The 23,397-nt window shown below is 62.2% G+C and carries 25 protein-coding genes and 2 pseudogenes; 16 read left to right on the top strand and 11 right to left on the bottom strand.

Features of this window, described 5'->3' with window-relative positions; genetic code table 11:
- Positions 1-29 precede the first annotated feature (29 nt).
- Both G6N33_RS01850 and G6N33_RS27285 read left to right on the top strand, forming a co-directional pair.
- Positions 30-1,200 (top strand): annotated as a pseudogene (locus G6N33_RS01850) (HNH endonuclease signature motif containing protein); the annotation flags it as partial.
- The gene (locus G6N33_RS27285; RefSeq protein WP_044511217.1) at positions 1,184-2,656 is read left to right on the top strand and encodes a recombinase family protein; all 1,473 of its coding nucleotides are present in this window, start codon (positions 1,184-1,186) and stop codon (positions 2,654-2,656) included. The pseudogene G6N33_RS01850 and the gene G6N33_RS27285, both read left to right, overlap by 17 nt.
- Positions 2,657-2,721: 65 nt before the next feature.
- Here G6N33_RS27285 and G6N33_RS01840 read toward each other — a convergent pair whose 3' ends face one another.
- Together G6N33_RS01840 and G6N33_RS01835 are read right to left on the bottom strand one after the other, a co-directional pair.
- Positions 2,722-3,336 carry a hypothetical protein gene (locus G6N33_RS01840; RefSeq protein WP_044511218.1) on the bottom strand — a complete coding sequence of 205 codons (615 nt, stop codon included), beginning with the start codon at positions 3,334-3,336 and terminating at the stop codon, positions 2,722-2,724.
- A gap of 94 nt (positions 3,337-3,430) precedes the next feature.
- Positions 3,431-3,592 carry a hypothetical protein gene (locus tag G6N33_RS01835; protein ID WP_155945967.1) on the bottom strand — a complete coding sequence of 54 codons (162 nt, stop codon included), beginning with the start codon at positions 3,590-3,592 and terminating at the stop codon, positions 3,431-3,433.
- A 341-nt stretch (positions 3,593-3,933) separates the two neighbouring features.
- Here G6N33_RS01835 and G6N33_RS01830 point away from each other — a divergent pair, with 341 nt between their 5' ends.
- The 10 genes from G6N33_RS01830 to G6N33_RS01790 all read left to right on the top strand — a co-directional run bounded on the left by G6N33_RS01830 (position 3,934) and on the right by G6N33_RS01790 (position 11,196).
- Positions 3,934-4,164: a hypothetical protein gene (locus tag G6N33_RS01830; RefSeq protein ID WP_044511220.1), complete on the top strand. Its 231-nt coding sequence runs from the start codon at positions 3,934-3,936 to the stop codon at positions 4,162-4,164.
- On the top strand, positions 4,161-4,394 hold the full coding sequence (locus tag G6N33_RS01825; RefSeq protein ID WP_044511221.1) for a hypothetical protein: 234 nt from the start codon (positions 4,161-4,163) through the stop codon (positions 4,392-4,394). The genes G6N33_RS01830 and G6N33_RS01825 overlap by 4 nt, the downstream gene beginning before the upstream one ends.
- A gap of 573 nt (positions 4,395-4,967) precedes the next feature.
- Positions 4,968-6,701 carry an AAA family ATPase gene (locus G6N33_RS01820; protein ID WP_044511223.1) on the top strand — a complete coding sequence of 578 codons (1,734 nt, stop codon included), beginning with the start codon at positions 4,968-4,970 and terminating at the stop codon, positions 6,699-6,701.
- A 1,322-nt stretch (positions 6,702-8,023) separates the two neighbouring features.
- A complete protein-coding gene (locus tag G6N33_RS01815; protein ID WP_155945968.1) occupies positions 8,024-8,440 on the top strand; it encodes a hypothetical protein in 417 nt (138 codons plus the stop codon).
- The gene (locus G6N33_RS01810) at positions 8,437-8,970 is read left to right on the top strand and encodes a hypothetical protein (RefSeq protein ID WP_044511225.1); all 534 of its coding nucleotides are present in this window, start codon (positions 8,437-8,439) and stop codon (positions 8,968-8,970) included. The genes G6N33_RS01815 and G6N33_RS01810 overlap by 4 nt, the downstream gene beginning before the upstream one ends.
- The gene (locus G6N33_RS01805) at positions 8,954-9,121 is read left to right on the top strand and encodes a hypothetical protein (RefSeq protein WP_155945969.1); all 168 of its coding nucleotides are present in this window, start codon (positions 8,954-8,956) and stop codon (positions 9,119-9,121) included. The genes G6N33_RS01810 and G6N33_RS01805 overlap by 17 nt, the downstream gene beginning before the upstream one ends.
- Positions 9,122-9,124: 3 nt before the next feature.
- On the top strand, positions 9,125-9,253 hold the full coding sequence (locus G6N33_RS27695) for a hypothetical protein (RefSeq protein WP_269210881.1): 129 nt from the start codon (positions 9,125-9,127) through the stop codon (positions 9,251-9,253).
- An 8-nt stretch (positions 9,254-9,261) separates the two neighbouring features.
- Positions 9,262-9,936 carry a hypothetical protein gene (locus G6N33_RS01800; protein ID WP_155945970.1) on the top strand — a complete coding sequence of 225 codons (675 nt, stop codon included), beginning with the start codon at positions 9,262-9,264 and terminating at the stop codon, positions 9,934-9,936.
- A gap of 1 nt (position 9,937) precedes the next feature.
- Positions 9,938-10,294: a hypothetical protein gene (locus tag G6N33_RS01795; protein ID WP_044511228.1), complete on the top strand. Its 357-nt coding sequence runs from the start codon at positions 9,938-9,940 to the stop codon at positions 10,292-10,294.
- Entirely contained in the window at positions 10,291-11,196 is a 906-nt protein-coding gene (locus G6N33_RS01790; protein ID WP_049919279.1) for an HK97 family phage prohead protease, read from the top strand. Before G6N33_RS01795 ends, G6N33_RS01790 begins: the two co-directional genes overlap by 4 nt.
- Before the next feature lie 153 nt (positions 11,197-11,349).
- On the opposite strand, the gene G6N33_RS01785 is transcribed toward G6N33_RS01790, so the two are convergent.
- From G6N33_RS01785 to G6N33_RS01775, 3 genes are read right to left on the bottom strand one after another with little or no spacing between them, the layout of a single operon-like run.
- Positions 11,350-11,637, bottom strand: a complete 288-nt coding sequence (locus tag G6N33_RS01785; RefSeq protein ID WP_044511230.1) for a hypothetical protein — start codon at positions 11,635-11,637, stop codon at positions 11,350-11,352.
- Positions 11,638-11,646: 9 nt separating this feature from the next.
- Complete coding sequence (locus tag G6N33_RS01780; RefSeq protein WP_044511231.1) at positions 11,647-12,567, bottom strand: hypothetical protein; 921 nt, start codon at positions 12,565-12,567, stop codon at positions 11,647-11,649.
- 2 nt (positions 12,568-12,569) lie between these two features.
- Positions 12,570-12,866, bottom strand: a complete 297-nt coding sequence (locus G6N33_RS01775) for a hypothetical protein (protein WP_044511233.1) — start codon at positions 12,864-12,866, stop codon at positions 12,570-12,572.
- A gap of 144 nt (positions 12,867-13,010) precedes the next feature.
- Between G6N33_RS01775 and G6N33_RS01770 the strand changes: the two genes are divergently transcribed.
- Positions 13,011-14,012 carry a hypothetical protein gene (locus G6N33_RS01770; protein WP_044511234.1) on the top strand — a complete coding sequence of 334 codons (1,002 nt, stop codon included), beginning with the start codon at positions 13,011-13,013 and terminating at the stop codon, positions 14,010-14,012.
- 87 nt (positions 14,013-14,099) lie between these two features.
- Here the strand turns inward: G6N33_RS01770 and G6N33_RS01765 are convergent, their stop codons facing one another.
- The 3 genes from G6N33_RS01765 to G6N33_RS01755 are packed head-to-tail and all read right to left on the bottom strand — an operon-like array spanning position 14,100 to position 16,759.
- Complete coding sequence (locus tag G6N33_RS01765) at positions 14,100-14,846, bottom strand: hypothetical protein (RefSeq protein WP_155945971.1); 747 nt, start codon at positions 14,844-14,846, stop codon at positions 14,100-14,102.
- The gene (locus G6N33_RS01760; RefSeq protein ID WP_155945972.1) at positions 14,821-15,594 is read right to left on the bottom strand and encodes a hypothetical protein; all 774 of its coding nucleotides are present in this window, start codon (positions 15,592-15,594) and stop codon (positions 14,821-14,823) included. The genes G6N33_RS01765 and G6N33_RS01760 overlap by 26 nt, the downstream gene beginning before the upstream one ends.
- Before the next feature lie 37 nt (positions 15,595-15,631).
- Entirely contained in the window at positions 15,632-16,759 is a 1,128-nt protein-coding gene (locus G6N33_RS01755) for a hypothetical protein (protein WP_155945973.1), read from the bottom strand.
- 260 nt (positions 16,760-17,019) lie between these two features.
- Between G6N33_RS01755 and G6N33_RS01750 the strand changes: the two are divergent.
- A pseudogene (locus G6N33_RS01750) lies at positions 17,020-17,391 on the top strand (hypothetical protein); the annotation flags it as partial.
- Positions 17,392-17,400: 9 nt separating this feature from the next.
- Here the strand turns inward: G6N33_RS01750 and helR are convergent.
- Positions 17,401-19,599 carry an RNA polymerase recycling motor ATPase HelR gene (helR, locus tag G6N33_RS01745; RefSeq protein WP_179962656.1) on the bottom strand — a complete coding sequence of 733 codons (2,199 nt, stop codon included), beginning with the start codon at positions 19,597-19,599 and terminating at the stop codon, positions 17,401-17,403.
- An 81-nt stretch (positions 19,600-19,680) separates the two neighbouring features.
- Here helR and G6N33_RS01740 point away from each other — a divergent pair, with 81 nt between their 5' ends.
- Positions 19,681-20,706 carry an Rv2578c family radical SAM protein gene (locus G6N33_RS01740; protein WP_044511241.1) on the top strand — a complete coding sequence of 342 codons (1,026 nt, stop codon included), beginning with the start codon at positions 19,681-19,683 and terminating at the stop codon, positions 20,704-20,706.
- A gap of 1 nt (position 20,707) precedes the next feature.
- Here the strand turns inward: G6N33_RS01740 and G6N33_RS01735 are convergent, their stop codons facing one another.
- The gene (locus G6N33_RS01735; RefSeq protein ID WP_101528810.1) at positions 20,708-22,318 is read right to left on the bottom strand and encodes a purple acid phosphatase family protein; all 1,611 of its coding nucleotides are present in this window, start codon (positions 22,316-22,318) and stop codon (positions 20,708-20,710) included.
- Positions 22,319-22,419: 101 nt separating this feature from the next.
- On the opposite strand from G6N33_RS01735, the gene G6N33_RS01730 reads away from it, so the two are divergent.
- Positions 22,420-22,863 (top strand): hypothetical protein, encoded by a 444-nt coding sequence (locus G6N33_RS01730; RefSeq protein ID WP_044513251.1) that lies wholly within the window; start codon positions 22,420-22,422, stop codon positions 22,861-22,863.
- On the opposite strand, the gene G6N33_RS01725 is transcribed toward G6N33_RS01730, so the two are convergent.
- Positions 22,860-23,390, bottom strand: a complete 531-nt coding sequence (locus tag G6N33_RS01725; protein WP_044511244.1) for a helix-turn-helix domain-containing protein — start codon at positions 23,388-23,390, stop codon at positions 22,860-22,862. The genes G6N33_RS01730 and G6N33_RS01725 overlap by 4 nt on opposite strands.
- Positions 23,391-23,397: the final 7 nt, after the last annotated feature.

Genomic DNA, 23,397 nt, shown 5'->3' with positions numbered 1-23,397 from the left:
TGTCGGTGGCCCGTGGCATACTCGAACACATGTTCGACAAATTGGGCGAGGCATTCGAGCGGCGCCATCCTTCGACCACGCCGGCCGCCGCGGCCTTGGTGGAGCAGGTCTGTGCGTCCGCACGCCTCGAAAACCGGGCAGCGGCAGCACAATTGGCGGCTATGGGTGACTTGTTCGCCTACCGGTTAGCGCGTTGCTCAGACACCGAAGACTGGGCGGTGGACACCATGGAGGCCGTGACGGCCGAGGTCGCGGCGGGCCCTGCGAATCAGTCAGGGGTTGGCAGCGAGCCGCCTTCGCTACGCCCGCGCGATGCGGGAGCGGCTGCCCAGGGTCGCGGAGGTTTTCCAGGCCGGCGACATCGACTACCGGACGTTTCAAACCATCGTCTATCGCACCGATCTGCTGACCGATGACGAGGTATTGGCCCGCGTCGACGCGGAGCTGGCCGTGAACGTGCCGCGGTGGCCGTCGATGACGCATGGGCGCCTGGCCGCGCAGGTCGACAAGGTCGTCGTGCGAGCCGACAAGGATGCGGTGCGGCGCCGCAAGGAACGCCAGTCCGGTCGCGAGATATGGATCGGTGACGTTGGCGACGGCATCTCCGAAATCCACGGCTCGTGTTTGACGCCCGACGCGCGAGTTCTGGAAAAGCGCTTGAATGCGTTGGCCCACACGGTGTGTGAGCACGACCCTCGCGGCGTCGAGGAGCGCTGCGCGGATGCGCTGGGGGCGCTGGCGGCGGCGGCCGACCGGCTGGCCTGCCGGTGCGGCCGGTCCGACTGTGCCGCGGGCCAGCGTCGCCCGGCCTCGCCGGTCATCATTCATGTGATCGCCGAGCAGGCCACCATCGACGGCACCGGCTCGGTGCCCGCATCGCAGCTGGGGGCGGACGGCCTCATCACACCGGAAGTGGTTGCCGAACTGGCTAAGTCGGCCAGGTTGGTGCCACTGGTCCATCCGGCCGACGCCGCTCCCGAACCGGGTTATGTCCCGTCCAAGGCGCTGCAGGACTTTGTGCGCTGCCGGGACTTGACCTGCCGCTGGCCCGGTTGCGATCGGCCGGCGATCGAGTGCGACCTCGATCATACGATCCCCTACGCCACCGGCGGGCCGACGCATGCGTCAAACCTCAAGTGCTACTGCCGCATCCATAATCATGCTTCTCACGTACACTCTAAAGATGAGCACGAAATCCCAGGTCGCGCCGCCCTCCGCAGGGTCGGGCACTTCCAACCCGACCCAGGTCAGGGCCGGTTGCTACTGCCGCATCAGCTCCGATCCCAAGGACAAGCGCGCTGGCGTCGACCGCCAGCGCGAAGACACCGCCGCGTTGTGCGAGATGAAGGGCTGGACCCTGGTCGGCTATTACATCGACAACAATCGGTCGGCCTCCTCCGGAGGTGACCGCCCTGAGTGGGATCGCTTGTTGACCGACATCAAAGCCGGAAAGATCGACGCTATCGCCGCCTTTGACCAAGACCGCAACTGGCGCGTGATGGATGAATTTGTTGACTTGCGCCGGTTCTTCAAATCACTGGGTCGCGAGATTCCGTTAACCACCACCGGGCAGGGCGACGTTGACCTGTACTCGCCAACCGGGGTATTGACCGCGGAGATTAAAACGGCCTTCTCCGAGCACGAAATTGCAATGATGAGGGTCCGTCAGCGCCGCGCCGCGCGCCAGCGGGCCGAGCGAGGTATTCCACAGTGGCGCAACGCCTTCGGCTATATTAACCACGAACCAGACCCCCAGACCGCGCCGCTAGTCGTTGAAGCCTACAACGCACTGTTGCGCGGAGTGTCCATCAGCGAAATCGCGCGCAACCTCAATTCCCTTGGTGCGTACGGGATTAGCGGCAAACCGTGGTCAGCGTCCACGATGAGCAGCTTTCTGCGCGCACCGCGCAATGCCGGGTTGCGGTCGCACACCTTTAAGGATGAAAAAAAGGGCGAAATGGTGACGGAGATCGTTGGACCCGGCACCTGGCCCGCGCTAGTGGACGAAAAAACCTGGAAACGGGCGCAAGCGAAACTGAACGCGCCGGGGCGGCACCGCCCCAAGACGGTGCGAAAACACCTATTGACCGGCGCACTGGCATGCGGGAAACCGGGCTGTGGCGGCCATTTGGCGGGCTACCAGACCTCCAAGGGTGACGGTGCCTACCGGTGCATTAAATGCCTGGGCGTCGCAATCAGGACCAAAGACGTTGAACCGCTGATATATGGCCTGGTGGGTTGGCGGCTGGCCCGCGAGGATGCCGTCGACCTACTCAAAGCGTCGACCATGGACGAGACAGAGGCAGCGGCGATCCGCGCCGAGCTGAACCTTCTCCATGCAGATCGCCTGAACATCGGAGTTGAACGTGCGCGGCGGTTGTTGACTGGGGAGCAGGCCAAAGTCGCAACCGAGGAAATCAACGACCAGATCACCAAGTTAGAGGCGCGCCTTCATGATTCGGAGATGGTTGACCTATTCGCGGGAATCCCTGTGGGCCGCCCCGAAGCCGTCGACGCGGTAAAACGCTTGGAGCCGACTAGGTTTCGGAGAGTCATCGGGGTGTTGATGGACCCGGTAGTGATGCCGGTCGGCAAGGGGTCACATGTATTTAACCCTGACCGGGTGCAACCACGCTGGGTCAAGCCGGTGGGGTAGTACCCCGTGCCACACCAATCAAGGGCGCGGGGTTGTCGTTTGTGAGGATTGAGGGGGTCAGGGTGTCATTCCTCCGCTCCGTACAGGTACCAGTCCTCCGCACCTTCGTCGGCAGCCTGGGCCATATTGAGAAGCTGCTGAGCAAGACTTCGCGCCTGTTCCGGTTCCAGTGCTATACCCTTGTTCTTCACAGTCAGCACCACATAGAATGCAGTGCCATTAAAGCTTTTTGACTCAATGCCAAGCTCTACGTGATCCCCTGCGGGAGCGACCAATTTAGCGAGCATCTCGATAGCGTCACTACCTTCGCTTTGGACCTCGGATAACTCACTTAGTTCACTTTCCAGCGCGTCCGCGAGATCATTCAAAAACTCGTCGTCACTCTCGTTTGCGTCGTGGAATCGATACTGCGAGGCGTTAAATCCATCGCTGGGAATGATGCACTCCAAAGGCAATCCATGCTCCGTCACCAGGGCGAGGATCTTGCGGAGCGCTGGTGTATCGTCGTACCCCGCGTTGGTACGCAATCCCTCTGCTAGAAGCCGTAACTCGTTGGCGCTGCGCGCGTTACGCGTGTCCTCCGGATATACCTGCGCGACATGCTCCCGGAAACTGGCCTGCGACTCAAGCTCCCAGGCGAGCGCCATACGGATATCCTTGCTCTCGATTGTGGTGGTCATTGTTGTTTCCTCTCAACGTGTTTCGCGGTTTACAAAAATGGAATCCGGCTAGTCCGGGGATAACCGCGAAGAACCGGCCCGAACTAGCCGGTGGTCAGGTGTGTTGCGGCCCTTCGTCTATTAGGTGTCGCAGGAAGCCTGCAAATTGGTCCACAGCGGTCAGTGCTTCGGCGGGGGTGCAGTCGCCCAGCGGCTTTTCGACGCCATCGATAGAAACGGTCGATTCAAACAGGGCAATTAGTTCGTCAGCGGTCATGGGTTCGGACCCTCTTTCGTGTCAGGTATTCGCAACGGTACGCCGATGAGAGTCGTTGTGCCAGAGGAATTTATGTCCGGATTTCCGTACAAAACTGTCGGATTCCGCACGTGCGGTACGGATTTCGGGACAAACTGTCCGATGGTCTGACAGTTCGCTCTGGGGTGAATTGCGTGCGCACCGCATGTTTGATTGAGTCATACGACTCAATGCATTTCGATAATTGCGCCCGGAGTGGCAGCGTCTTTGCCACCACGGGTAGCATAGGCGGCCTAGACATCGGCCCAATCCCCGCCGGGGACCTGCCTTAACTTTCGTACTCACGTTTAAGGAATGTCCCGATGTCTCCACTTAGCAGCGACGTTGCCCACTTGCGAGCGCGCCACAGTGCGTTACGGCGATTTCGCCAGGACGACGATGCCGCCGTCATCGCCGCGCGCCAAGAGCTTAAAGCCGCTTCCATCAACGATTACCTCGAACGCCAGATGGCCGAAGCGCCTCCGCTAACCAACGAGCAGCGGGCCAAGATCGCAGAATTGCTTGAGCCGGTGCGGATCCGGGGTGCCTCGTGACCGACGACTACGCCGTGAAGGCCGCGACACACTTCCTCTACACCACGTTACCGGCTGCTGTTGAGGAAGACCCGGCAGCGGAGCCGCTAACTACTATAGCCAAGCGATTGGTCACCCGACTGACCGATGAGGAATGCCGAGTGCTGTTGCAGCAGCTGGTCTCCCACCGTGTTGCCACCTGCCAGCAGGTCCGCAGTCACGCACGCCACCAGGTCAGCGCCCATGACTAAAACGCGAATTTGTATGTCCTGCATGCAATACCCGTGCCGCCCGCGAGGCTTTCGACAACGGACCGTGGCCGCGAATGTCGCCTGCCGAACGCCAGGCCGTGATCGCCAAAGCCACCGTGGGTGGGTGTTTGGGAGGTTTGTCAACTTGTCTCGGTTGGAGTCGGCAGACTCGGACGAGCCATGACGCGAAAACCGTTCCGGCCGTGCACTATTTGTGATAAGCCATTACTCTGCCGGGGGTACTGCGCCGCCCATTACTCGAAGCTAATGAAATACGGCGACGCACGGGCCGGTCGTACGTGGCATCGCCGACCATCACAGTGCACCGTAAAGAGTTGTGGCAGACCATGTTACGCGCTGGCGCTGTGCTCGGCTCACTACGAGCGAAAACGTCGAATCGGAGACGTGCAAGAGGATAGGCCGATCCGGAAATATGTTGTCTCACAACGGGACTAGAATCACCCGTAAACAACGACGCGAAGGACACCTGACAAATGTTCATAACCAACACGAGATAAGAAGACGAATGGCCGGGATTGCATCCCGACCAATCGTACGTGAGGCACCACCACAGTGACCACCACCGATAGTACCGGCACAAGCAGCTGGAAACAAGCGGGGACTGACGCCCTTCGCCCGTGGTACACCATCGTGGGCTGCGAAGACTGGGACTCCCGAGAAGCATTCCGCGCTATAGAAGCCGGTGTAGTCCTGTATTTCGCCCATAACACCACGTGGGCGAGCCGCCAACCCGACTACACCGAGAAGTGCGAGCATAACCGGGCCGCCCGCCATACGTGGGAAGCGGATGAGCCGAAACGCCGCGCCGAGTACGAAGCCTACGCGAAAAGCGTTGGCAGCCACCGAATGCAGCAATACGCCCTCGGCACACTCAAAGGACGCGCCAAAGACATCGCAGAACTACCCGATATCGGGATCGGCAATGAAACGCTCAACATCAAGGCGTACACGCTCGGAGCGTACGTCAATGCAGGGCTGCTATCTGAATTTGAAGTGCTCGACGCCCTGCTTGAGGCGACCCGGCAGTGGGAGAACAAAGCCAGTGAAGCGGCCTGCCGCAAGACCATTGAGTCAGGACTGAGTGGAGCTAAGAGAAAAGGCATCATGCCGCTCGTACCCCGCGACCGACCGTTAGCCGAAGCACCGAGACAAAAGACTCAGTCAACAGACGATGCAGAGCGTGAGACAGACGATGTCGACACGGACGCCAAAGAGGCTTTAATCCAACAGAAGCTGCTATCTCTTGAGGTATTGGACGAAGCGCGTAAGCGACTGAGAGCGGCGCAAGCTCGCCAGATGTGCGAAACCGTCAATGCCCCAATCGTTCTCACGGATTTTCTGGCGGTGCCCGATGATGATGCGACATACCGCGTAGATCGGTTGCTGCCCACCGGTTCTCGCGTAATACTTTCGGCGCAGTACAAGGCTGGCAAAACTTCGCTTATTCACAACCTGGTCAGAGCGCTTGCAGACGGGTCTCTGTTCCTCAACGAATTTCAAGCAAAGACGGCCAAAGTCGCCGTCATCGACACAGAGATGGACGAGCGCCAGATGCGACGATGGTTGCGGTCGCTGGGAATCGGCAACACCGGAAACGTCTGCGTAAAGACGCTGCGCGGCAACGTGTCCGCGTTCAACATCTTGGACAGCGACGTTTTCGCGCAATGGGCGCAATGGCTGCGCGGGTATGACGTAGTCATACTCGACTGTTTACGACCGGTGCTCGACGCACTTGGGCTATCCGAGGACCACGATGCTGGCCAGTTCCTCATCGCGTTCGATGAGCTGCTGAGGCTGTGCGGCGCGAGCGAGGCGGTGATCGCTGACCATATGGGACACAACGGCGAGCGGACACGCGGCGACTCGCGCAAACTAGACTGGCCTGACGCTACATGGCGCATAATCAAGAATGCCGACGCTACCGATCCAGACGACCCGAGCGTGGATCGCTATTTCAGCGCATACGGTCGCGACGTGGAAGTGGCCGAAGGTCTGTTGGACTATACGGCCGAAACTCGCGAGCTGAGCTATGTGGCCCGCTCGCGAAAGGCCGAGAAGTTCGCTCGCGCCGCTGGCGTAGTAGTCGGCCTGGTACGCAGTAAGCCGAACCTATCCAAGAACATGATCGAAAACGCCGAAGAACTATCGGGGTTCACTCGCGAGCAAGTTCGAGAAGGCATCAAGCAAGCAGTACTTGTAGGGAAACTCATCGAACAGACGGAGGGTAAATCCCATGCGAAGCGATACTTCGTCAATCCGTCGCTCGCGGCGAGCGAGGACTTTTAACCCCCCCGAAACCGCTTGCCATCTCGGCTACTTTCGTCGCTCGCCGTACGGATTGCGTCTCAGACGCAAATCCTAATTACGGCGAACGAACGGCGTCAAATTGGCAGTTCGCTGGCGAGCGACGGCGAGCGACGGCGAGCGAAAAACCGCCAGGTCAGATCAACCAAATGGGTCGCGGAAATTATTTGAAGAATGGTCCCGCCGCACGGCAAGCCGCACTTGGTCGTCCACGGCGCTGGTCAACGTTCAACCCCCCACCATGGTCGGCTTCGCGGCGCGCAACGAAACGTCAACTCACATCGCCACCAGTGGCACGCCCGACTTAAACTCGCGTCCGTGCCAAGTCTTCGACCCAGTCTGACCATCGGCGGGCAATCGCTATGGGTGGCTGACAACATCGCCGCCAGCGTATTGGGCGTCGTGGCGTTAACCCCCTCGTTCCCTCGCGCGGCGTGCAGGGGATCTGGTGAGCTGTATGACCGAGCCAGCGACGGGGATGCACCGGCTCAGCGTGACGCTGTGGCTATCTGCAACGGTTGCCCGGAACGAGCCCGTTGCGCCGGATGGGTGGCGGGACTCAGCGATCGTGAGCGCCGTCAGCTCGGCGTGGTGGGCGGCGAATGCTTTGCTCCCGAGCGCAATGCCGATGCCTTAGCCAAGGTGGGTCGTCGGAACCGCCCAAAGCGCCACGGAGACGCGACTGGTACCGGCGAAGGGGTATCGGCCCAGGGCACGAAGCGCCGGCCCCAGCGCGCCAAGCCGGCGGCAGCGAAGGCCGCCTCGTGAGTGACCATGGTGCGATACCCACCTGACCTAAGACAGGTTCCCATGTTGACCCACCTGCCGTTGCGACCGCCTGCCCGAGATGTGTTGCGCGGCAAGGCAAGTCGGATACAGCCGACTGCCAGCTAACTAGGTGCGGTACCGATTTGCCAACCGAGCGTAGCTGTGTCAATAGTAAACCAAATATCTGTTCCGCTGACCGCTTGTGATCTGCGCAAATGCAAAGTTAACTGCCAAACTCAGATACGAGCTATCCATGCAGGTAGATTAGTTAGTTAGCTACCCTCGTTTTTTAACCATGGTGACCAGCCGACTGCTCGGCAGTCACGATTATCGCTGGCAGGTCTGTGGTCGTCCAACGCGACGGGAACCGGGGCGTTGTTGTCTAATTGCGATGCGTATTCGATGCGCTTTCGAGCAAATGCAGGTTCAGTAACGGCATTACAAAATAACTGTTTTGTAGATGCGGGAAGCATGTTGATGTGTGATAAACGAACTCGAATGGCACGCTGCGAAATTGATTCGTAAAATCCTCGATTATGACGGAAAAGGCGAAAAGCCACGGCCCCGCTGGGTATAATCGGGGTTGCCGTTGTGACATCTGCAGGGGTGCGGCCGCTGCCGCCAAAGCCCGTCAACGTGCAGCCCATCCGGACGCCCCGCGCAACGGGGCTGATGTCGTCCCGTTTCCTGCAGCGCCCGTCGTTATTGGCCCGACCGAGCAGGCGGTTATTGACGAGTGCGCGACGCTTCCCAAAGCCGCTGAGTGCCCAACAGTGGTGGCGCAGGCGCGAAAGGTGGCCCGCGCGATTGACAACCCGAAGCAGGAATCTTACATCTCGCGCAACTCGCACGAACTTCGTGACCTGATGGGCCTGCTTCGTGATCGGCCGAAGAAAAAGAGCGGCGGCCGCCTGGCTGTTGTCCAGCAGATGAGTCGAAGGGTGGCCCAATGACGTACATCGAAAATGAGCCACCGAAGCGAATTACCCGCGCGGAGGCACGCGAGATCGCTGAAATCGCTTGGGCCATACTGGATTCTGACCCGTCTGACTATCTTCGCGAAGTGGCGAAGAACGTTATTTCGTGGGTCGACGGCACTCTGCTTTTTACAGAGAATGATGCCTGGACGGTAAAACGAGTGATACCGTTCGCCTTCAACGTTTGCGGGTGGTACACCCGGAATTTGCAGGAACGGTTCGATTTAACACCGCAGGCAGTGCTCGATGCAAACCCGATTTATGTCGCGATGTTGGAACGGTTGGCCGGGTTCCTCGATAATTGGATCTTCGGCGGCCCGACGTATTCAGACGAAGCTCGGCTTGAGGCGTTACAAGACTATGACCGCTACCTTGCCCGTCTGCAGCAGCGCACTGCTGAGTATGTCGCTGAAGTTGCGGCCGAGGAAGCAGAAAAAGCAGACGACGGAACAGACGAAGACGAATCTCACATCGAAAGGAGCACCAACCATGGCGCTCACGAATAGTTCTATCGCCCAACAGGTTTCGGCCCCCGGCGTCACCCGCCAGGAGCGCCTGGCGAGCATCGCCGAGCAGGCGGCGACGGCTTCGCCGTCGAGCACTGCCGAAAGCTCCTACGCGGACGGCAGTTTCAAGCTCACGCCGAAGGGAAAGTGACCTATGTTGAGTGACGACGACGCCGTGACCGTCCGGCACAACGTGCTTTCGGAAGTTGACAGGCCCGCGCACTACCTAGATCTCGTCGCAGGCGCTCCGTACTACCAGCGCCCCGGCGACACCGAAGAGTGAGGCAGACGATGGACGGCGATGAGTTGGTCAGGTTCCGGTGCTTCGATGACTTGCCAGCGCTGGGCGTGAAAGCGGGTGACACAGTTGCTGTTCCACGTGCGCAGGCGGAGCGCTGGGCGTCGGTTGGCTACGGGGTTATCGTCGGTGACCCGGAGCCGGTCGCTGAATTGCCCGCTGCGCCAATAGATGAGGATGGTGAGGACGGAGACGTGTTCAACAAGCCCAAAGAACGGTTCGTTTGGCTGGTCGACGCCCCTGCACTCGGGATGAAAACCGGTGACCAGCAACTCATTCCGGGCGAGCTGTCGCGCCATCAGGCTGAACGGTGGGAGGCGGCCGGGTATGGCAGCATCCAAAAGATCGAAAAGCCGCAACGTGATGTCGATTTTACCTGGCGAAATTACCAGCAGCAGGCGTACGGCGTCGCCGCGATCCAACCGGGGCAGACGACGAAAGTTCCTGAGCGCGAGGCGCGGCGCTTGGAGTTGCAGGGTCTGGGCAGTATCGGCAAAACGCTGAAGCCCTACGTGCGCGATGAGGCTGCCATTCGCGAGTTCTACCGCGAAGAGGCCGCGCGTAGTCCCCGGCAACTGCGGTCGGTGCCAGTTGATTTCGACCGCCGCAGTGGCCGGATGAGGTACGCCCCGGACGGGTGGATGGCCGACGCTGGGAGATGGGGTTGATATGGTCGAGGAGCCGAGGTTCCATCTCTGGCATCGGCATGAAGAGCGGCGATTGACCGCCGCAGAGGCCGAGACCGCGTTGGTCGACATTTTGACGGACCCAGCAGACGTGCGGGGGCAGTGGGAAATGCTCGCGGGAATTGACTGGTGGCTGTTGGTCCTTGGCGTGATCGCGAATCCCGTGCTGCGCGATGAACTCTGGGACGCGACCGTTGACGGCGAGCCGGTACTCACTGAGCGCATGAAGTTCTTCATGGTGGCCCATCCACTCGAAAACGATGAGGCCGCAGTACAATTGGTCCGCAGCGTCGTTCATGACGTCATTGCGGCTCGCTACGATGAGACGGTGACACTATGAGCGACATCGAACGCATTTCCACGGCATCATGGCGCAACGTGCCCCGACTGGAAACCCGAAGCTTCCGCAATAATAGACGAACCATCGGCGGCTACGGGGCCGTGTTCGGCGTGCCGTCCGATCCGAGGCTGGGATTTCGCGAAATCGTAGAGCGGTCGTGCTTTAACAAAAGCGCGGGCGATGGTTGGCCTGGCGTGATTGCGCTTTTCGAGCATCAGCCCGGAATTGTGTTGGGCGCGGTCCATTCCGGAACCATGCGGCTAAAACAGGACTCCTACGGTTTGGACTACGAGGTTGATCTCCCCGAGACCCGTTCTGCCGAATATGAGTCCATCAAGCGCGGTGATGTTCACAGTTCAAGTGTTGGATTCCAGGTGTACCAAGACGAATGGCGTCCGGGCGACGGTGGCTTACCCACCAGGTATTTAGTGTCAGCTCGTCTACACCACATCGCGCCCACGTCGAGCCCTGCATACCCGGACGCCACAGTCGCATTGCGCCACCTTGCCATGCAGGCCGAGGCGGATTTTGACGAGGTTTACCGGGATGCGCAGGCGCGCAACCTCAATCGTTATTTGGTCCGCACCGACAACCGCGACATCGCGCCTACGCCGGAACTCATCGCACGCAGTCACGCGTCGTCGGTGACCCCGGCTGACCTTAAGCGCCGAGCGGACGCGAATCGCGACCGTGGGGTTGAGATAAACAGGGCCGACAGGATCGAGCTAAATAGGCGCATCGAGGCGAACAGCCAGCGGGAGGCGACTTTGGCACTGGAAGCCCGTCTGGACGCCCATCGCCATAGGGAATTGGCCGGCTCCGTCGAAACCCGCAGCGGCTCCGACGATTTCCCGCGCGATCGCTATGACAACGCCATCTACTGGCATCCCTGGCGGCAATGAACCAAGTAGCCAACGAATGGGCGCGCAGATACGCTTTGCGAGCCAGCAATAAGAACGTGTCGAGACGATGGGCCGGTAAGTCGCACTGGGCAGTGGACTGACGCTAGGACGGCCGCGCATCGGCAGATAGTCGCCAGAGCTTAGCCGCAGCAGTTACGCGGACGCCTCAGCGCGCCTTTTGTATATAGCTAGAGTGACGACCACGTTGATGGCGGTAAATGACGCGGCGACGACCGGTCCCCACCGAAGTAAAGCGTTTGCGCTGTGAGTGGCGAGTGCGGCAAGGGCGATGAAGATGGCCGTGGCTACCAGCTGGCCAAGATTGCCCCACATCGCCTTTCGGGCTGCAGACTGTCGTGGCGACCGGCGTAGCCGCTGGATCGTGACGAGACCTGCGACGAGGACAAAAATCGCGCCGACGACGACCAGTGCAAGCTGCATGATTTCAGCCTACGACCCACACGTCGCAAGGGTGCCGACTCCCACAGCTTGCCCGGTCGCCCAAGCCATCAGGCCTAGCCAAAAACTGGCCGTGAAAGTCTCGGGCGCTCCGGCCGCGCCAGCCAGTAGCGACAGGTCCCCGGCAGCCATTGAACCCAATGCCTTCATGATGTCGCCGGTGCCGCACGTTTTGGCGGCGGGATGCGCGGCCAACCACTGCTGCCACTCTTGGGATTGCTGGATCACCGCTATCCGGTTTTCGATTTCCGTGATGGGTGGGCCGGTCATCGGCGGCAGCGGCTTGCCTTGCAGCTGGAAGTTGATGAAGTCTTTCAAGGGTTGTGGAAGTCCCGGTGGCGCTGGGGAGTTCTCTGTGTAGTCGACCAGCTGGACGCCGTTGCCATTGGCCGGTGAGCCCGGGCCGGCAAAGTCCATGGCACCGACATCACCAGCGGCGCTAGTCAATTGGCCCGATATCTGTGTCTCGACAGCCAGCAACTGAGCCGCTTTGCCGTGAATGTCCGTCGCAAATGTATCCGCCTGGGCTTGCCGGGTTGCCTGCTGGGCCGGGTCCGCGTAGCAGTGCGTGTCGGTGACTGATAGATCCTCCCCGACTACGAACCCCGCGTTTTCGGCATCCTCAACGGCATACAGCGCCCGACGCTGCGCCGCGCTGATCTCGCTGGCTCCGGTACGTGCAACCTTGGCCGCGTTTCGCAGTAGGTCGCCTTTGGTGCTGACCGTGGCCAGGTCACGACCTGCTCGGGTACGCAGCGCCTCGCCGCCTTGGCCTTCCCACCCCATGTTGGACTGGTTGCGGACCTGGGTGAAGGCGTCTTCCCAGCGGTCGGCCGTGTTCGTCCAATAGCTGGCAGCATTGGCCAGGTGGTCGGTGTCCCACGCCTGCAGTTGCGACAGCGTCGGCACCATCGTCACACCATCACTACCGGCGGTGCGACAGCTCCGAGTTGGCCCCGCCCCCTGGTGTCTTGGTTGGCGTAGCCAGTGGCAGCCGAGGTGACTTTGGCCGCTGTGTCTTGAATGCGAGCCATGCACGCTGCCGCACCCACCCCGATTGCCGCGTCGATGGCGCTAATCGCCGCCGTGGTCGGCTGAAACGATTGCCCCGGTGAAGGTGCCGTGGTAGCCAGCCCGGCGCTCAAGCCCTGCCATTGACTAGCTGCCTGTAGGAGCTGGTCGCTGGGCACTGCCAGTGTGTTCGTCCCCATGCGCCGATGTTAGGGCGACTGTGCAGAGGGCGGTAGTCACTTTGGAGGGTCGACCAGCCGTTGACCATCGGACTTCCGCAACTCATCGGTGGCAGATTTGCGACGTGTCCTGGATCGCCGCAGCTTTGTGCCAGCATTCTGAAGATGGCCTACACGTTCCGTAACCGATTTCGGCTCCCAGACGGTGACCGGTTAGGCACTGACACCACCGAGGTTGAGCTCGCCAACTCGGCCGATGATGGCTTGGTAGTCCTGAAGCCGGAACGGGGCAAGGGATTTGTAGTGAGAACCAATCTCAGTTCTAGGGCCGACGAGCTCATCCTTGAAGGCAGCTACTACGTCGATGTCGACGCGGCGGCGGCTGCTGGGCGCAAGTGGCGACAATACTTGACAATCGTCTTCGCCCGAGAAGGCAGAGGCGTCGATTTCGGTCCCGATGACGCTGACCGGGTGATTCCTACATTTGACAAAATTTACGAAAATGAGCCGCCCGGGGCCTTCCGGGCGATTGGGATCGAAGTCGGGGATAGAGTAATATTTGACGATTACCGACTGCTAGTATACAAAAGCGACCCACTCCCAAAATTCATTGTCTCGATCCCGGGCATTCCAGTTGTGAATGTATCAGGGTGGCTTGAAACATTAAAGCAACGAGTAAATGATGCACGGCACCGAGATTACTTGCCGTGGAATAGGCAAAAGGCCATAGCCTACCGCATTGTCCATCTAGCCCTGACCGATTCCAACCCGGAGACTAGGCATATACAGCTCGTTACCGCAACAGAAGTGCTTCTCGAAAAACGGAATCGGCCGCAACAAATTTTAGAAGCCATCGATGAATTACTCGCTAACGTCGCCGACTGGCCAGATCCCGGCGTAAAACGCCGTATATCGGAAATATTAGAAAACGCCAAAGAGGAGTCGATAACACGCACAGGATCACTCCAGGTAGCAGCACTGTTAGAGAGCAGGTACGACGGGAAGTCTGCGAAGAAGTTTTTCCAGTACGTTTATGAAATGCGGAGCGGACTTGTCCATCGCGAAACGCCGAAAAGGCCGAGGCCGACCATTGATGATGTCTGCAAAACCTATCCAGAATTGCTAAAATTCGTTCTCGATCTGCTGGACGCCTATCAAGCCAGCTAGCCTAGATAGCCCTGCTGGCTGGGCGGCAATGTTGAGTCTTGGACGCCTTAGACGTAGTTAGTTCCTGTCGTTTCGCCTGGCCCTATCTCACGTCCCGAGGCTGAGGACAGTACCCACGAAAGAAACCAAGATTCCCCAGATCGCCCATGTCAGATCGAGGGCCTGCTTGCTGTCGAGCTTGTTGTCGAACGCTTGAATCTCAGAGGTCGTGTGCTCCCGCATCTTGCACTCCAGTTCCGATACGGCATCTTTTACCCCGTCGACCTCTAGCGTCAGTTTGGTGATGTCTAGTGCCATCTTTGATGACTCGTCGGTCCTGTCGTGCACGTACTGAGCTAGCCGCTTGATCTGCTCGTGCAGGTTCTGTGTGATGTCGACATTGTGCGGCGGCGGAGTTTGTGTAATACCTAAGCGTCCGAAGGCCGCCGATGACGGAATGCCCGAGAGAGTAATTGTTTGGGGTAGTTTGAGCAGCCTTCCCCAAGCCTTCGTAACCCAGCTCGTTATGCGTTCCGTAACGGTTTGGTTATATGTTGCCCGGAGGTAGGCGCGCAATAGCCCGTAGAAGGTGACGAGCGCTCCGATTGCCTGTATCGCGGCGGAGATATTTTTTCGAATTGCCAACTGCCGCAGATACGGCCAGTGCGCATTCCACCACACAGCCAGGCTGCCGTGTGGCTGACCGAACCACAGGGTAACCGCGAGAATGATGCTGAACTGCACAGCGCTGCGAGCAGCAAACGTGCATCGCCGCGTTTCCCACGTGGATATCTTGCCAGCTCGCCGGTTGACCACGTGCGGGAAGGTGCTACGGGTTTCGTCCCAGAAGCTCACCGAGTACTTTGCCAGTTGGCCAAGCGGCCATCAAGACCTGGGTGGACTGCCCGGCGGGGTACGAGATGGCCGCTTGGCCGCCACCAGCGAACTCGACTGTCAGAGTGTCCGCACCGCCTGCCAGCGCGAACTTCTTTGTCAACCGAAATCTACGCCATACATATCCGAGGTAATCGACCTCATCGACGGGCAGGAAAACGTTGGTACCCAGTGCGGGGAGTGCGCTAACGGGCATTTCGCCAGCAAGGACATAGATGCCGGGCGCGAAAGTGACCGAATCGCCGTTCTCTGCCACTGCCACTGCGACCGCGGCCTCATCGCTGAGCTTGAAAGTAGTATCCGGCACGTCGGGATCGACAAACTCGATAGTGGTATGCGTGTCTACGCCAGGCGGTCTATAAGTCGGTCCCTTTGCTCGTCGATACCTCGTCCAAGAATGTCCAAGGTGCTCCATGTCATCGACTTTCAGAAATTCGTTTTGAAGTCTTAGTAGTTCGATGTTTGGAATTCGCGCGTGGAGCATATAGGTACCAGTGGGAAAGTCTGTCATGCTGTACCCTCCAAGGTTGGCTGGCCGCGTAGCACTGATGGCTGGCGACCATGATGCTACCGCCGTCACCCACGCATGACCGATCTCTGTGCGCACCTTCTTGATTTCGTCTGCGCCTTGCATTTCGGTATCGAAAGCGCCGCCCGGAAGGGACGTCGCGCAACTCTGGTCATCTGCCGCGAACTGATTGCGGTTCAAGCTCGCGCGTAGGGCTTGTTCGGCTAGCGCGGGCGGTTCACTGGCCCGAATACCGATTCGGTGGCGGTAGAGGGACGACGGCGCCACTAGTGAGATTGAGCGAGCCGGGCATGATCTGGTTGTGCATCGCCGCGGACCGCGCATTTGGTGGCACCGTGAAGTCTTGTTGCGGCGGAACCCCGCTGACCACGTCGATTATCGGATGCCCGAGTTCAGGCCACGCGAATGCGGTCAACTTGCAACTGTGAGCAGGGAAACCGACACGCCTGAATGCCATCCCGCCGGGGCGAAAAAAGTTACGGACGGGCGGGCGCTCGAACGCGATGAGGTACTCGAATTGAGCCATCTGGATATATCCGCCTAAGATTTCGGGGCCGTCGCTTTCGAGGCGTATTCGCACCGCTTTGGGTGTGACTGGCTGATCGTGGTCGGGGTCTTGGATTACGTACATGCCCCAATGCCCTGGCCAGTCTGCGCCGCGCCAGAGGATTTCGGCCAGTTGCTCGGCGGGGACTCCGAGCCGGAATCGGTAAGCGGTTCGACCGTCGACAGTCAGGGCTTTCGATTCGATCGCGCCCCACAGGACCTTGAGCATCCAAAGCTCGATATACGGACCACTGGCCATGATGAAGCTGCGCGCGAAGCTCTTCCGGTCGTCGTTGCCGAGGAACTTAAAGATGTCGAGCTGGTCTTCGAGGAAGTAGCGGAAGTAGTCGGTGGCCGTATGGTCGAGCGGCGACAGGGCGCGGTTGTGTCGGCCGCAGAGCATCCGCGACGAAAACGACTTCACCCCGACGGACTTTCCGGTCTGCGAAGGCAACCACGCCGCCCCGCGCACCAACACAGCCTTGCCATCCCAAGCGATGCTTTTGAGGAGGTCGTCGCTGATGTAGTGCTCCAACGTCAGATCCTCGCTGCAGTCGTTGCTTACGCGTGCGTAGCAGCCGGGGTTGGCGTAGCCAGTGCGGGCATCGGTCAGCAACGCCGGGGGGCGCTCGGCGAGCCAAGAACCATCAACGCCGCGGTGGCAACGCCGAGCCTGCTTGCGCGATCCACACGGACAATTAGCTCTTGGGGCTGGACCGCTGTGCTGAGTAATGGGCACATTGTCCAGCCGGACAACACGGTCGAGCGAAGCGTTGGGACGCTCCAGTCCTGTAGTCACAGACCGACGATAGCCATGGCGACTGACATCAGAGCGATAGCGCGTCGTAGTTGGTTCAACAGGGATGGAAGACTGCGCGATGTGAAGTACACCGAGATCGCGGGCGAGATCCTGGCGAACGCCGGGCCCCTGGAGGGTGCCAGCCCGCCAGGGTTCGGTCCACCAGCGCGCCCATCACCAGCCTGACCACTGGTGAGGTCCACTCCCACCCGTTGGTTGGGTAGCTGGCGGCGCAAGATCAAGAATGTAGTTCAGTCAGTCGGAGACATCACCTGGTCAAGACGTTCTGGGGGTGGCGGGACGAGCAATTGCCCGACGGCACGCTGATCTTGACCTCGCCTGCGGGACGGACACACGTCACGACGCCGGGCAGCGCGCTGCTGTTTCCGAGTCTGTGTCGGGCAACGGGCGGTATGCCGGCGCCCGAAGTCGAGCCGCCGGGCGACTACTGCGGGAGCCGGACCGTGATGATGCCGCGACGCACCCGCACCCGCGCCCAGGACCGCGCCACGCGCATCACCACCGAGCGCCGACGGAATCGCGACGCTCGCACGGCGCGACGGGAAGAGCGCGCGTCAAGCTACGTCGCCACGGTGCCCCCGAAGACCGACGAAGAACCACCGCCATTCTGACGGTCCCCACTACTGGCGCGTCTCGAGTTCATCCAGGCCGGACAGCGCCAGCGGCAACGGATCTCGATGCAGGACGCCGAGGCGCTGCGTGGCACGGGTGAGCGCGACATAGAGCTCGGCCGCGCCACGTGGGCCGTCGGCGAGAATCCGCTGCGGGTCGACCACCAGTACCGCGTCGAACTCGAGCCCCTTGGTCTCCGAGGCCGGCACCGTGCCCGGCACGCCGGGCGGGCCGATCACCACGCTGGTGCCTTCGCGGCCGGCCTCGTCACGCACGAATTCCTCGATGGCACCCATCAGTTCGTCGTCGGTCACCTTCCGGGCCCATGGCCGGACACCACAGGAGCGCACCGACTCCGGCGGACGGACCGCGGGGGCGAACTCCTCGAGCAGCGCGGCGGCGACGGTCATGATCTCCTGCGGGGTGCGATAGTTCACCGTCAGGGACCGGTACTCCCAGCGATCGGCCACATACGGCGCCAGCATGGCTTCCCAGGAGGTCGCGCCCGCCGCCGAGCGGCGCTGGGCCAGATCGCCGACCACCGTGAACGAGCGACCCGGGCAACGCCGCATCAGCACCCGCCAATCCATTTCGGAGAGCTCCTGAGCTTCATCGACGACGATGTGCCGGTATGTCCAATCTCGATCTGCGGCAGCACGATCGGCGAGTTCACGGGTGTCGCGCTCGACGAACCGGTCCGCTAGGGCCTCGGCATGGATCACGTCACGGGCGATCAGGTGGTCCTCGTCGTCCATCAGATCCTCGCGGGCGACCATCAGGTCCAACACCCCGGCGGCGTACTCGGCCTCGTAGTTGCGTTCCCGCTCGGCGCTGGCCTCGGCCGACTCCGCGGCCGTCTTGTCGTAACCCAGCAGATCCACCAGCTCGTCGAGCAGCGGCACGTCGGACACCGTCCAGGGTTCGCCGGCGACGCGCAACAGCGTCTGGGGTGCGCCCACGGCCTGCAACCGCTCGGGGGACAGGTACAGCGACGTCAGCAACTCCTGCGGAGTCAGGATCGGCCACAACCGGTCCAGCGCGGCGGCGAACTGGTGGTTATCCGCCAGCTCGGCAAGCAGATCGGACCGCAGCTGTTCCCACGCCGCGCGGTCCTCGCGGGTCAGCCAGCCGCGCCCGATCCGCGCGATCGCGCGCTCGGTCAGCGCCCAGGTGAGGATGTCGGTGAATACGGCCCGGGCCTGGTTGTGTGGCTGTCCGCTGGCGCGCGCTTCTTCCCGCGCCCACCCCGCGATCTCGGCGTCGATGCGCACCGTGACGTCGGCCAGCTCGATCTCCAACGGCCGCACGGGCACTCGCTGTCGATCGGCAATCGCCGCGGCCAGCACGTCGAGGATTTTCAGTGAGCCCTTGAACGCCGCGCACTCCGGAGTGTCCTCGGCGGTGATGTGCAGCCCGGGCACCAGATCGCCCGGTGTCATGAACACCACGCTGGACTCACCCAGCGACGGCAGCACGCGGTCGACGTGGCGCAGAAACGCCGAATTGGGCCCCACCACCAACACACCATGGCGTTCGATGCGCTCGCGCTGGGTGTAGAGCAGATACGCGACGCGGTGCAACGCCACCACCGTCTTGCCGGTCCCGGGGCCGCCCTCGATCACCAGCACACCCGGATGGTCCAGCCGGATGATCTCGTCCTGTTCGGCCTGGATCGTCGCCACGATGTCGCGCATGCCGTCGCCCCGGGGCGCATTGACCGCGGCGAGCAGGGCCCAGTCCTCCGAGCCGCCCGCCGCCGCCTCACCCGGCCGGCCGAAGAACTCGTCGGTGAAGTCGACGACGCGCCGCTCGCGGGTGTGGAATTGCCGGCGCCGGCGCATGCCCTCCGGACTCGCGGCGGTGGCGACGTAGAAGGCGCGTGCGGCCGGTGTCCGCCAGTCCAGCAGCAGCGGCCGATACTCGTCGTCGGCATCGAACAACCCGATCCGGCCGATGTAGGTGCGCTCGCCGGACAGCGCGTCCAACCGCCCGAAGCACAGGCCGTAGTCCGCCACGTCGAGCCGCTTGACCTCCCGCGCCAGCGCACGCACCTCGGCATCACGGTCGGCGAGGCTGCCGCCGTCGCCCCGCAGTGCGGTTCGATACCGATCCTTGGCCCGGGCGCGGTCGGCGTCCAGCCGTGCGTAGAGGCCGGTCACGTAGCGCTGCTCGGACCGCAATTCGTCTTCGTACTCAGGATTCGACAAGCGTTCCTCCGCCAGTTTTGGTCTCGGCCAAGTCTAGGGCGCCCGCTTGACAGCACATCGAACAACTGTTCGAATAGTCCGATGCGGTGGGCGAACCAGGCCGTCGCGGTCGGCGGCGAACCGATCGACGACGGGGCGCTGCCAGGCCTGCAACGGATCGGCCTGGTCCGAAGCGTGCGCGCCCCGCAGTTCGAGGGCATCACCTTCCACGAGGTGCTGTGCAAATCCGCGCTGAACAAGATCCCGGACGCGGCCGCGCTGCCGTTTCGTTACACCGTCAACGGCTACCGCGGTTGCTCACACGCTTGCCGCTACTGTTTCGCCCGTCCCACCCACGAGTACCTCGATTTCGACTGCGGCAACGACTTCGACACCCAGGTGGTGGTCAAGACCAACGTGGCCGAGGTGCTGGCACGCGAATTGCGCCGGTCATCGTGGCGTCGGGAGATGGTCGCGCTGGGCACCAATACCGACCCCTACCAGCGCGCCGAGGGCCGCTACGCGCTGATGCCGGGCATCATCGGTGCGCTGGCCGCCTCCGGCACCCCGCTGTCGATCCTGACCAAGGGCACCCTGTTGCGGCGCGACCTGCCGGTGATAGCCGAAGCGGCGCAACACGTTCCGGTATCGTTGGCGGTTTCGCTGGCGGTCGGCGACGCGCAGCTGCACCGCGACGTCGAGCCGGGTACCCCGACGCCGCAGGCGCGGCTCGGCTTGATCGCCGCGATCCGCGACGCCGGGCTGGACTGCCACGTCATGGTCGCGCCGGTGTTGCCACACCTCACCGATTCCAGCCAGCATCTCGACGCGCTGCTGGGCCAGATCGCCGAAGCGGGCGCCACCAGCGTGACCGTATTCGGGCTGCATCTGCGTCGCTCCACCCGCGGCTGGTTCATGTCGTGGTTGGAACGCTCGCATCCCGAACTCGTCGGCCGCTACCGCGAGTTGTACCGGCGCGGAGCGTATTTGCCGCCGGACTATCGCGAGATGCTGCGGGCGCGGGCCGCGCCGCTGATAGCCAAACACCGATTGACCGGTGATCAGCGGGCGTTCGCCCAGCAGGCCCGCATCGTCGAGCCGCAACCCGTTCAGCCGACGCTGTTCTGAGCTAGCCGCCGCGGGGCTTGGTCAGGGTGAACCGCTCGACGACGGCGACCGCCCCCAGCGGCCCGGCCAGTGTGTAGTGCGTCGCGTGGATCGAGGTGTTGCCGCCGGGCTGACCCGGCTCGACGTCGAAAGATACGAAGCCATAAGGGTTTTCGCGGTCACGAAACGCCGACCACGGGGCATCTTCGACAACGTAGATCGGTGGTTTGCGTTTGACGGCGGGGTCGAACGCGCCGACGCCGGTGATTACCCGGCAGCGCGGTTGGGGATACAGCGTCGCGTTGGTCGGCGCCGAGGTGCCACCGCCGCCGATGACGAGGTGCACGGTCCCGCGTGTCGTGTCGATGACGTCGCCGCGGGTGTCAACCGGTACCGGCGTTCGGGTGTCGGTGTTCTCGGCTCCGCGCAGCGGATGCGACCGCTCGTAGTGATGCTCGTGGCCGCACACCACCAGGTCGACCCGATACTGGTCGAACAGCGGCAGCCACTCCGTGCGGATCCCGAGGTCAGCGCCGTTGGCACGCTCGGCGGTGGAGATCGCCGTCTGATGCATGCAGACGACCAGCCAGTCGATGTCGGGATCTTGCCGCGCCGCCGCGAGTTCGGCTGCGAGCCAGCGCTTTTGTTCACCACCCGAGTAGCCGTGCACGTAGAAGTTACCGCCGTCCTGCAAGGCCACGTCGTCGTTGTTGAGGCTGATCACCCGCACCGAGCCGGCGGTGAACGAGTACCACAGGCCGCGCAGTTCGGGGCTCGACCCGGAATCGGGCAGCGCGAAGTAGGTCTGATAGGCGCCGTAGCCCACCGGCCCGTTGCCCAGCTCGTTCTCGTGGTTACCCGCCGCCGGCATCCAGGGCCGGTAGCGTGCCGAGCGACTGTTGTTGGCGAACCAGTTCGACCAGGTGCGGATGCGGTCGTTGGCGAGGTTGGCGTAGCACAGGTCGCCGTTGACCAAGTTGAACAGCGGGGCCATGCGCTCGATCGCCAGGGTCATGTCGGCGGCGGCGGGGGAGCCGATGTTGTCGGTGCCGTACTTGCCGTTCGGCAGCAAGGCCAGCGTGGGCGTGGATTGATCACCGAAGCTGGTGAAGCGCAGCGGTTTCCGTCCTACCGGCGCGGTCCTTACCACGCCCTGCTCCGGCTCGGCGCCGTCGTGCACCGCGGCGTAGACGTAGTCGTTATCCGGAGTAAGGTTGGTCAGCCGCGCGTGGTGGACACGAACCTCGTTGTTGGACTTGGCATCTCGATAGGTGCGGGTTTCGGCCGGCACGGTCTGGCCGAGGCCGGCAGCCGGCGTGCCCAGCAGGACGCGCGGGTTGCCGACGGCTTCGGTGGTGTGCCACGACACCACCACCTCGGTGCCCGCGTTCTTGCCGAATTGCAGATGCAGGCCGAACACGGGCGGTGCGCCGGTCCGGTCGGGACGCCGCCACAGCCCTGGCCACACACCCGGCCCCGACGGGTTCGACCACAGCAGCGCGGCACCACCAACCCCGACGCCGGCGCCGATGCCCAGGCCGGCGACGGCGGCGGTCGCGCCGGTCGTCAACAACCGCCGGCGACTGACGTCCGGTTTGTCCGGTTCGGCGGCGGGCTCGGCGTCCTCGGTCATGCCTGCTTCATACCCGAGCCAGGCAACGGTGTGCGGATCACGCGGTGAACGCCGGAACCGTGGGTAACGAATCCGGTAGCGTTTTCGATATGACGAACGTGATGACGAACCTGCGAAATGGGGCGCTCCCCGTCGCGTCGGCTACGTTTGCCCTGGTCGCGGCCGTGGCGGGAACGATTCTCGGCCCGGCCACGGCGCATGCGGATGGCCATCAGGTGACCTACACCGTGACGAGCCCGAACAACCTGACCGCCAACGTCTCCTACGTGAACGCCGACCCGCCCAGCCAGGCCGCCTACAACGCGGACCCGTCGAAGTTCATGACCAGCGTGCAGGCTCCGCTGAGCGGCGGGGCGCCGGCCGTGTACACGGTCACCCTGACGAACCCCAACCAGTGGGCCAGCGTCACCGCCAGCGGCATGCTGAAATGGCCGGATTCGGGCAACGGCCCGGCGCAGTTCCATTGCGAGCTGGCCATCGACGGTCAGGTCGTCGCTCATCAGGACGCCACCACTACCGTCACCTGCGCGGCCCGTCCCAGCTAATCAGCCCTCTGCCGCGGTTCGGTGTGGGCGACGACCACCACCTCGGCCGCATCGGTGCCCAGGGCGCGGATCTTGTGACTGATCGACGCGTCGAAGTATGCGCTGTCGCCGGCGCCGAGCGCGACGGTCTGGTCTCCGTACTGCAGTTCGATGCGTCCGGCGTGGACGAACACGAACTCCTGGCCGGTGTGCTCGGCGTGTGCGGTGTCGCCGACAGCCGCACCCGGTCGAAGGATGAACGGCGACATGGACTTTCCCAGCAGCGCGGACGCCAGCACCTGGTAGCGTCGCCCGTCGCCGTCGGTAGCGCGGTCGACGGTGATCTTCTCTTGCGCCGTCTCGTCGGAGAAGAGCCGGCCGACGTCGACGTCGAGCGCGCGTGCGACCTTGAGGGCCACCGCGATCGACGGGGTGCTCTGCCGGCGCTCGATCTTGGACAGGTAACTCTTGGTCAACCCGGTTTGGGCGGCGAGCTGCTCGAGGGTCAGACCGCGTTGCCTGCGAACGGCACGAAGCAGCGCTGTCATGCGGCAA

Origin of the sequence: Mycobacterium simiae (assembly GCF_010727605.1) — a bacterium.
GTDB lineage: Bacteria > Actinomycetota > Actinomycetes > Mycobacteriales > Mycobacteriaceae > Mycobacterium > Mycobacterium simiae.
The sequence above is the reverse complement of the archived record's forward strand: the minus strand, read 5'-3'. Positions and strand labels throughout refer to the sequence as shown.

Coding starts and splice junctions, on each gene's coding strand:
- G6N33_RS27285 (WP_044511217.1), top strand. CDS start 1,184: ATGAGCACGAAATCCCAGGTCGCGCCGCCCTCCGCAGGGTCGGGCACT.
- G6N33_RS01840 (WP_044511218.1), bottom strand. CDS start 3,336: ATGACCACCACAATCGAGAGCAAGGATATCCGTATGGCGCTCGCCTGG.
- G6N33_RS01835 (WP_155945967.1), bottom strand. CDS start 3,592: ATGACCGCTGACGAACTAATTGCCCTGTTTGAATCGACCGTTTCTATC.
- G6N33_RS01830 (WP_044511220.1), top strand. CDS start 3,934: ATGTCTCCACTTAGCAGCGACGTTGCCCACTTGCGAGCGCGCCACAGT.
- G6N33_RS01815 (WP_155945968.1), top strand. CDS start 8,024: ATGACGGAAAAGGCGAAAAGCCACGGCCCCGCTGGGTATAATCGGGGT.
- G6N33_RS01810 (WP_044511225.1), top strand. CDS start 8,437: ATGACGTACATCGAAAATGAGCCACCGAAGCGAATTACCCGCGCGGAG.
- G6N33_RS01805 (WP_155945969.1), top strand. CDS start 8,954: ATGGCGCTCACGAATAGTTCTATCGCCCAACAGGTTTCGGCCCCCGGC.
- G6N33_RS27695 (WP_269210881.1), top strand. CDS start 9,125: ATGTTGAGTGACGACGACGCCGTGACCGTCCGGCACAACGTGCTTTCG.
- G6N33_RS01800 (WP_155945970.1), top strand. CDS start 9,262: ATGGACGGCGATGAGTTGGTCAGGTTCCGGTGCTTCGATGACTTGCCA.
- G6N33_RS01795 (WP_044511228.1), top strand. CDS start 9,938: ATGGTCGAGGAGCCGAGGTTCCATCTCTGGCATCGGCATGAAGAGCGG.
- G6N33_RS01790 (WP_049919279.1), top strand. CDS start 10,291: ATGAGCGACATCGAACGCATTTCCACGGCATCATGGCGCAACGTGCCC.
- G6N33_RS01785 (WP_044511230.1), bottom strand. CDS start 11,637: ATGCAGCTTGCACTGGTCGTCGTCGGCGCGATTTTTGTCCTCGTCGCA.
- G6N33_RS01780 (WP_044511231.1), bottom strand. CDS start 12,567: ATGGTGCCGACGCTGTCGCAACTGCAGGCGTGGGACACCGACCACCTG.
- G6N33_RS01775 (WP_044511233.1), bottom strand. CDS start 12,866: ATGGGGACGAACACACTGGCAGTGCCCAGCGACCAGCTCCTACAGGCA.
- G6N33_RS01770 (WP_044511234.1), top strand. CDS start 13,011: ATGGCCTACACGTTCCGTAACCGATTTCGGCTCCCAGACGGTGACCGG.
- G6N33_RS01740 (WP_044511241.1), top strand. CDS start 19,681: ATGCGGTGGGCGAACCAGGCCGTCGCGGTCGGCGGCGAACCGATCGAC.
- G6N33_RS01735 (WP_101528810.1), bottom strand. CDS start 22,318: ATGACCGAGGACGCCGAGCCCGCCGCCGAACCGGACAAACCGGACGTC.
- G6N33_RS01730 (WP_044513251.1), top strand. CDS start 22,420: ATGACGAACCTGCGAAATGGGGCGCTCCCCGTCGCGTCGGCTACGTTT.
- G6N33_RS01725 (WP_044511244.1), bottom strand. CDS start 23,390: ATGACAGCGCTGCTTCGTGCCGTTCGCAGGCAACGCGGTCTGACCCTC.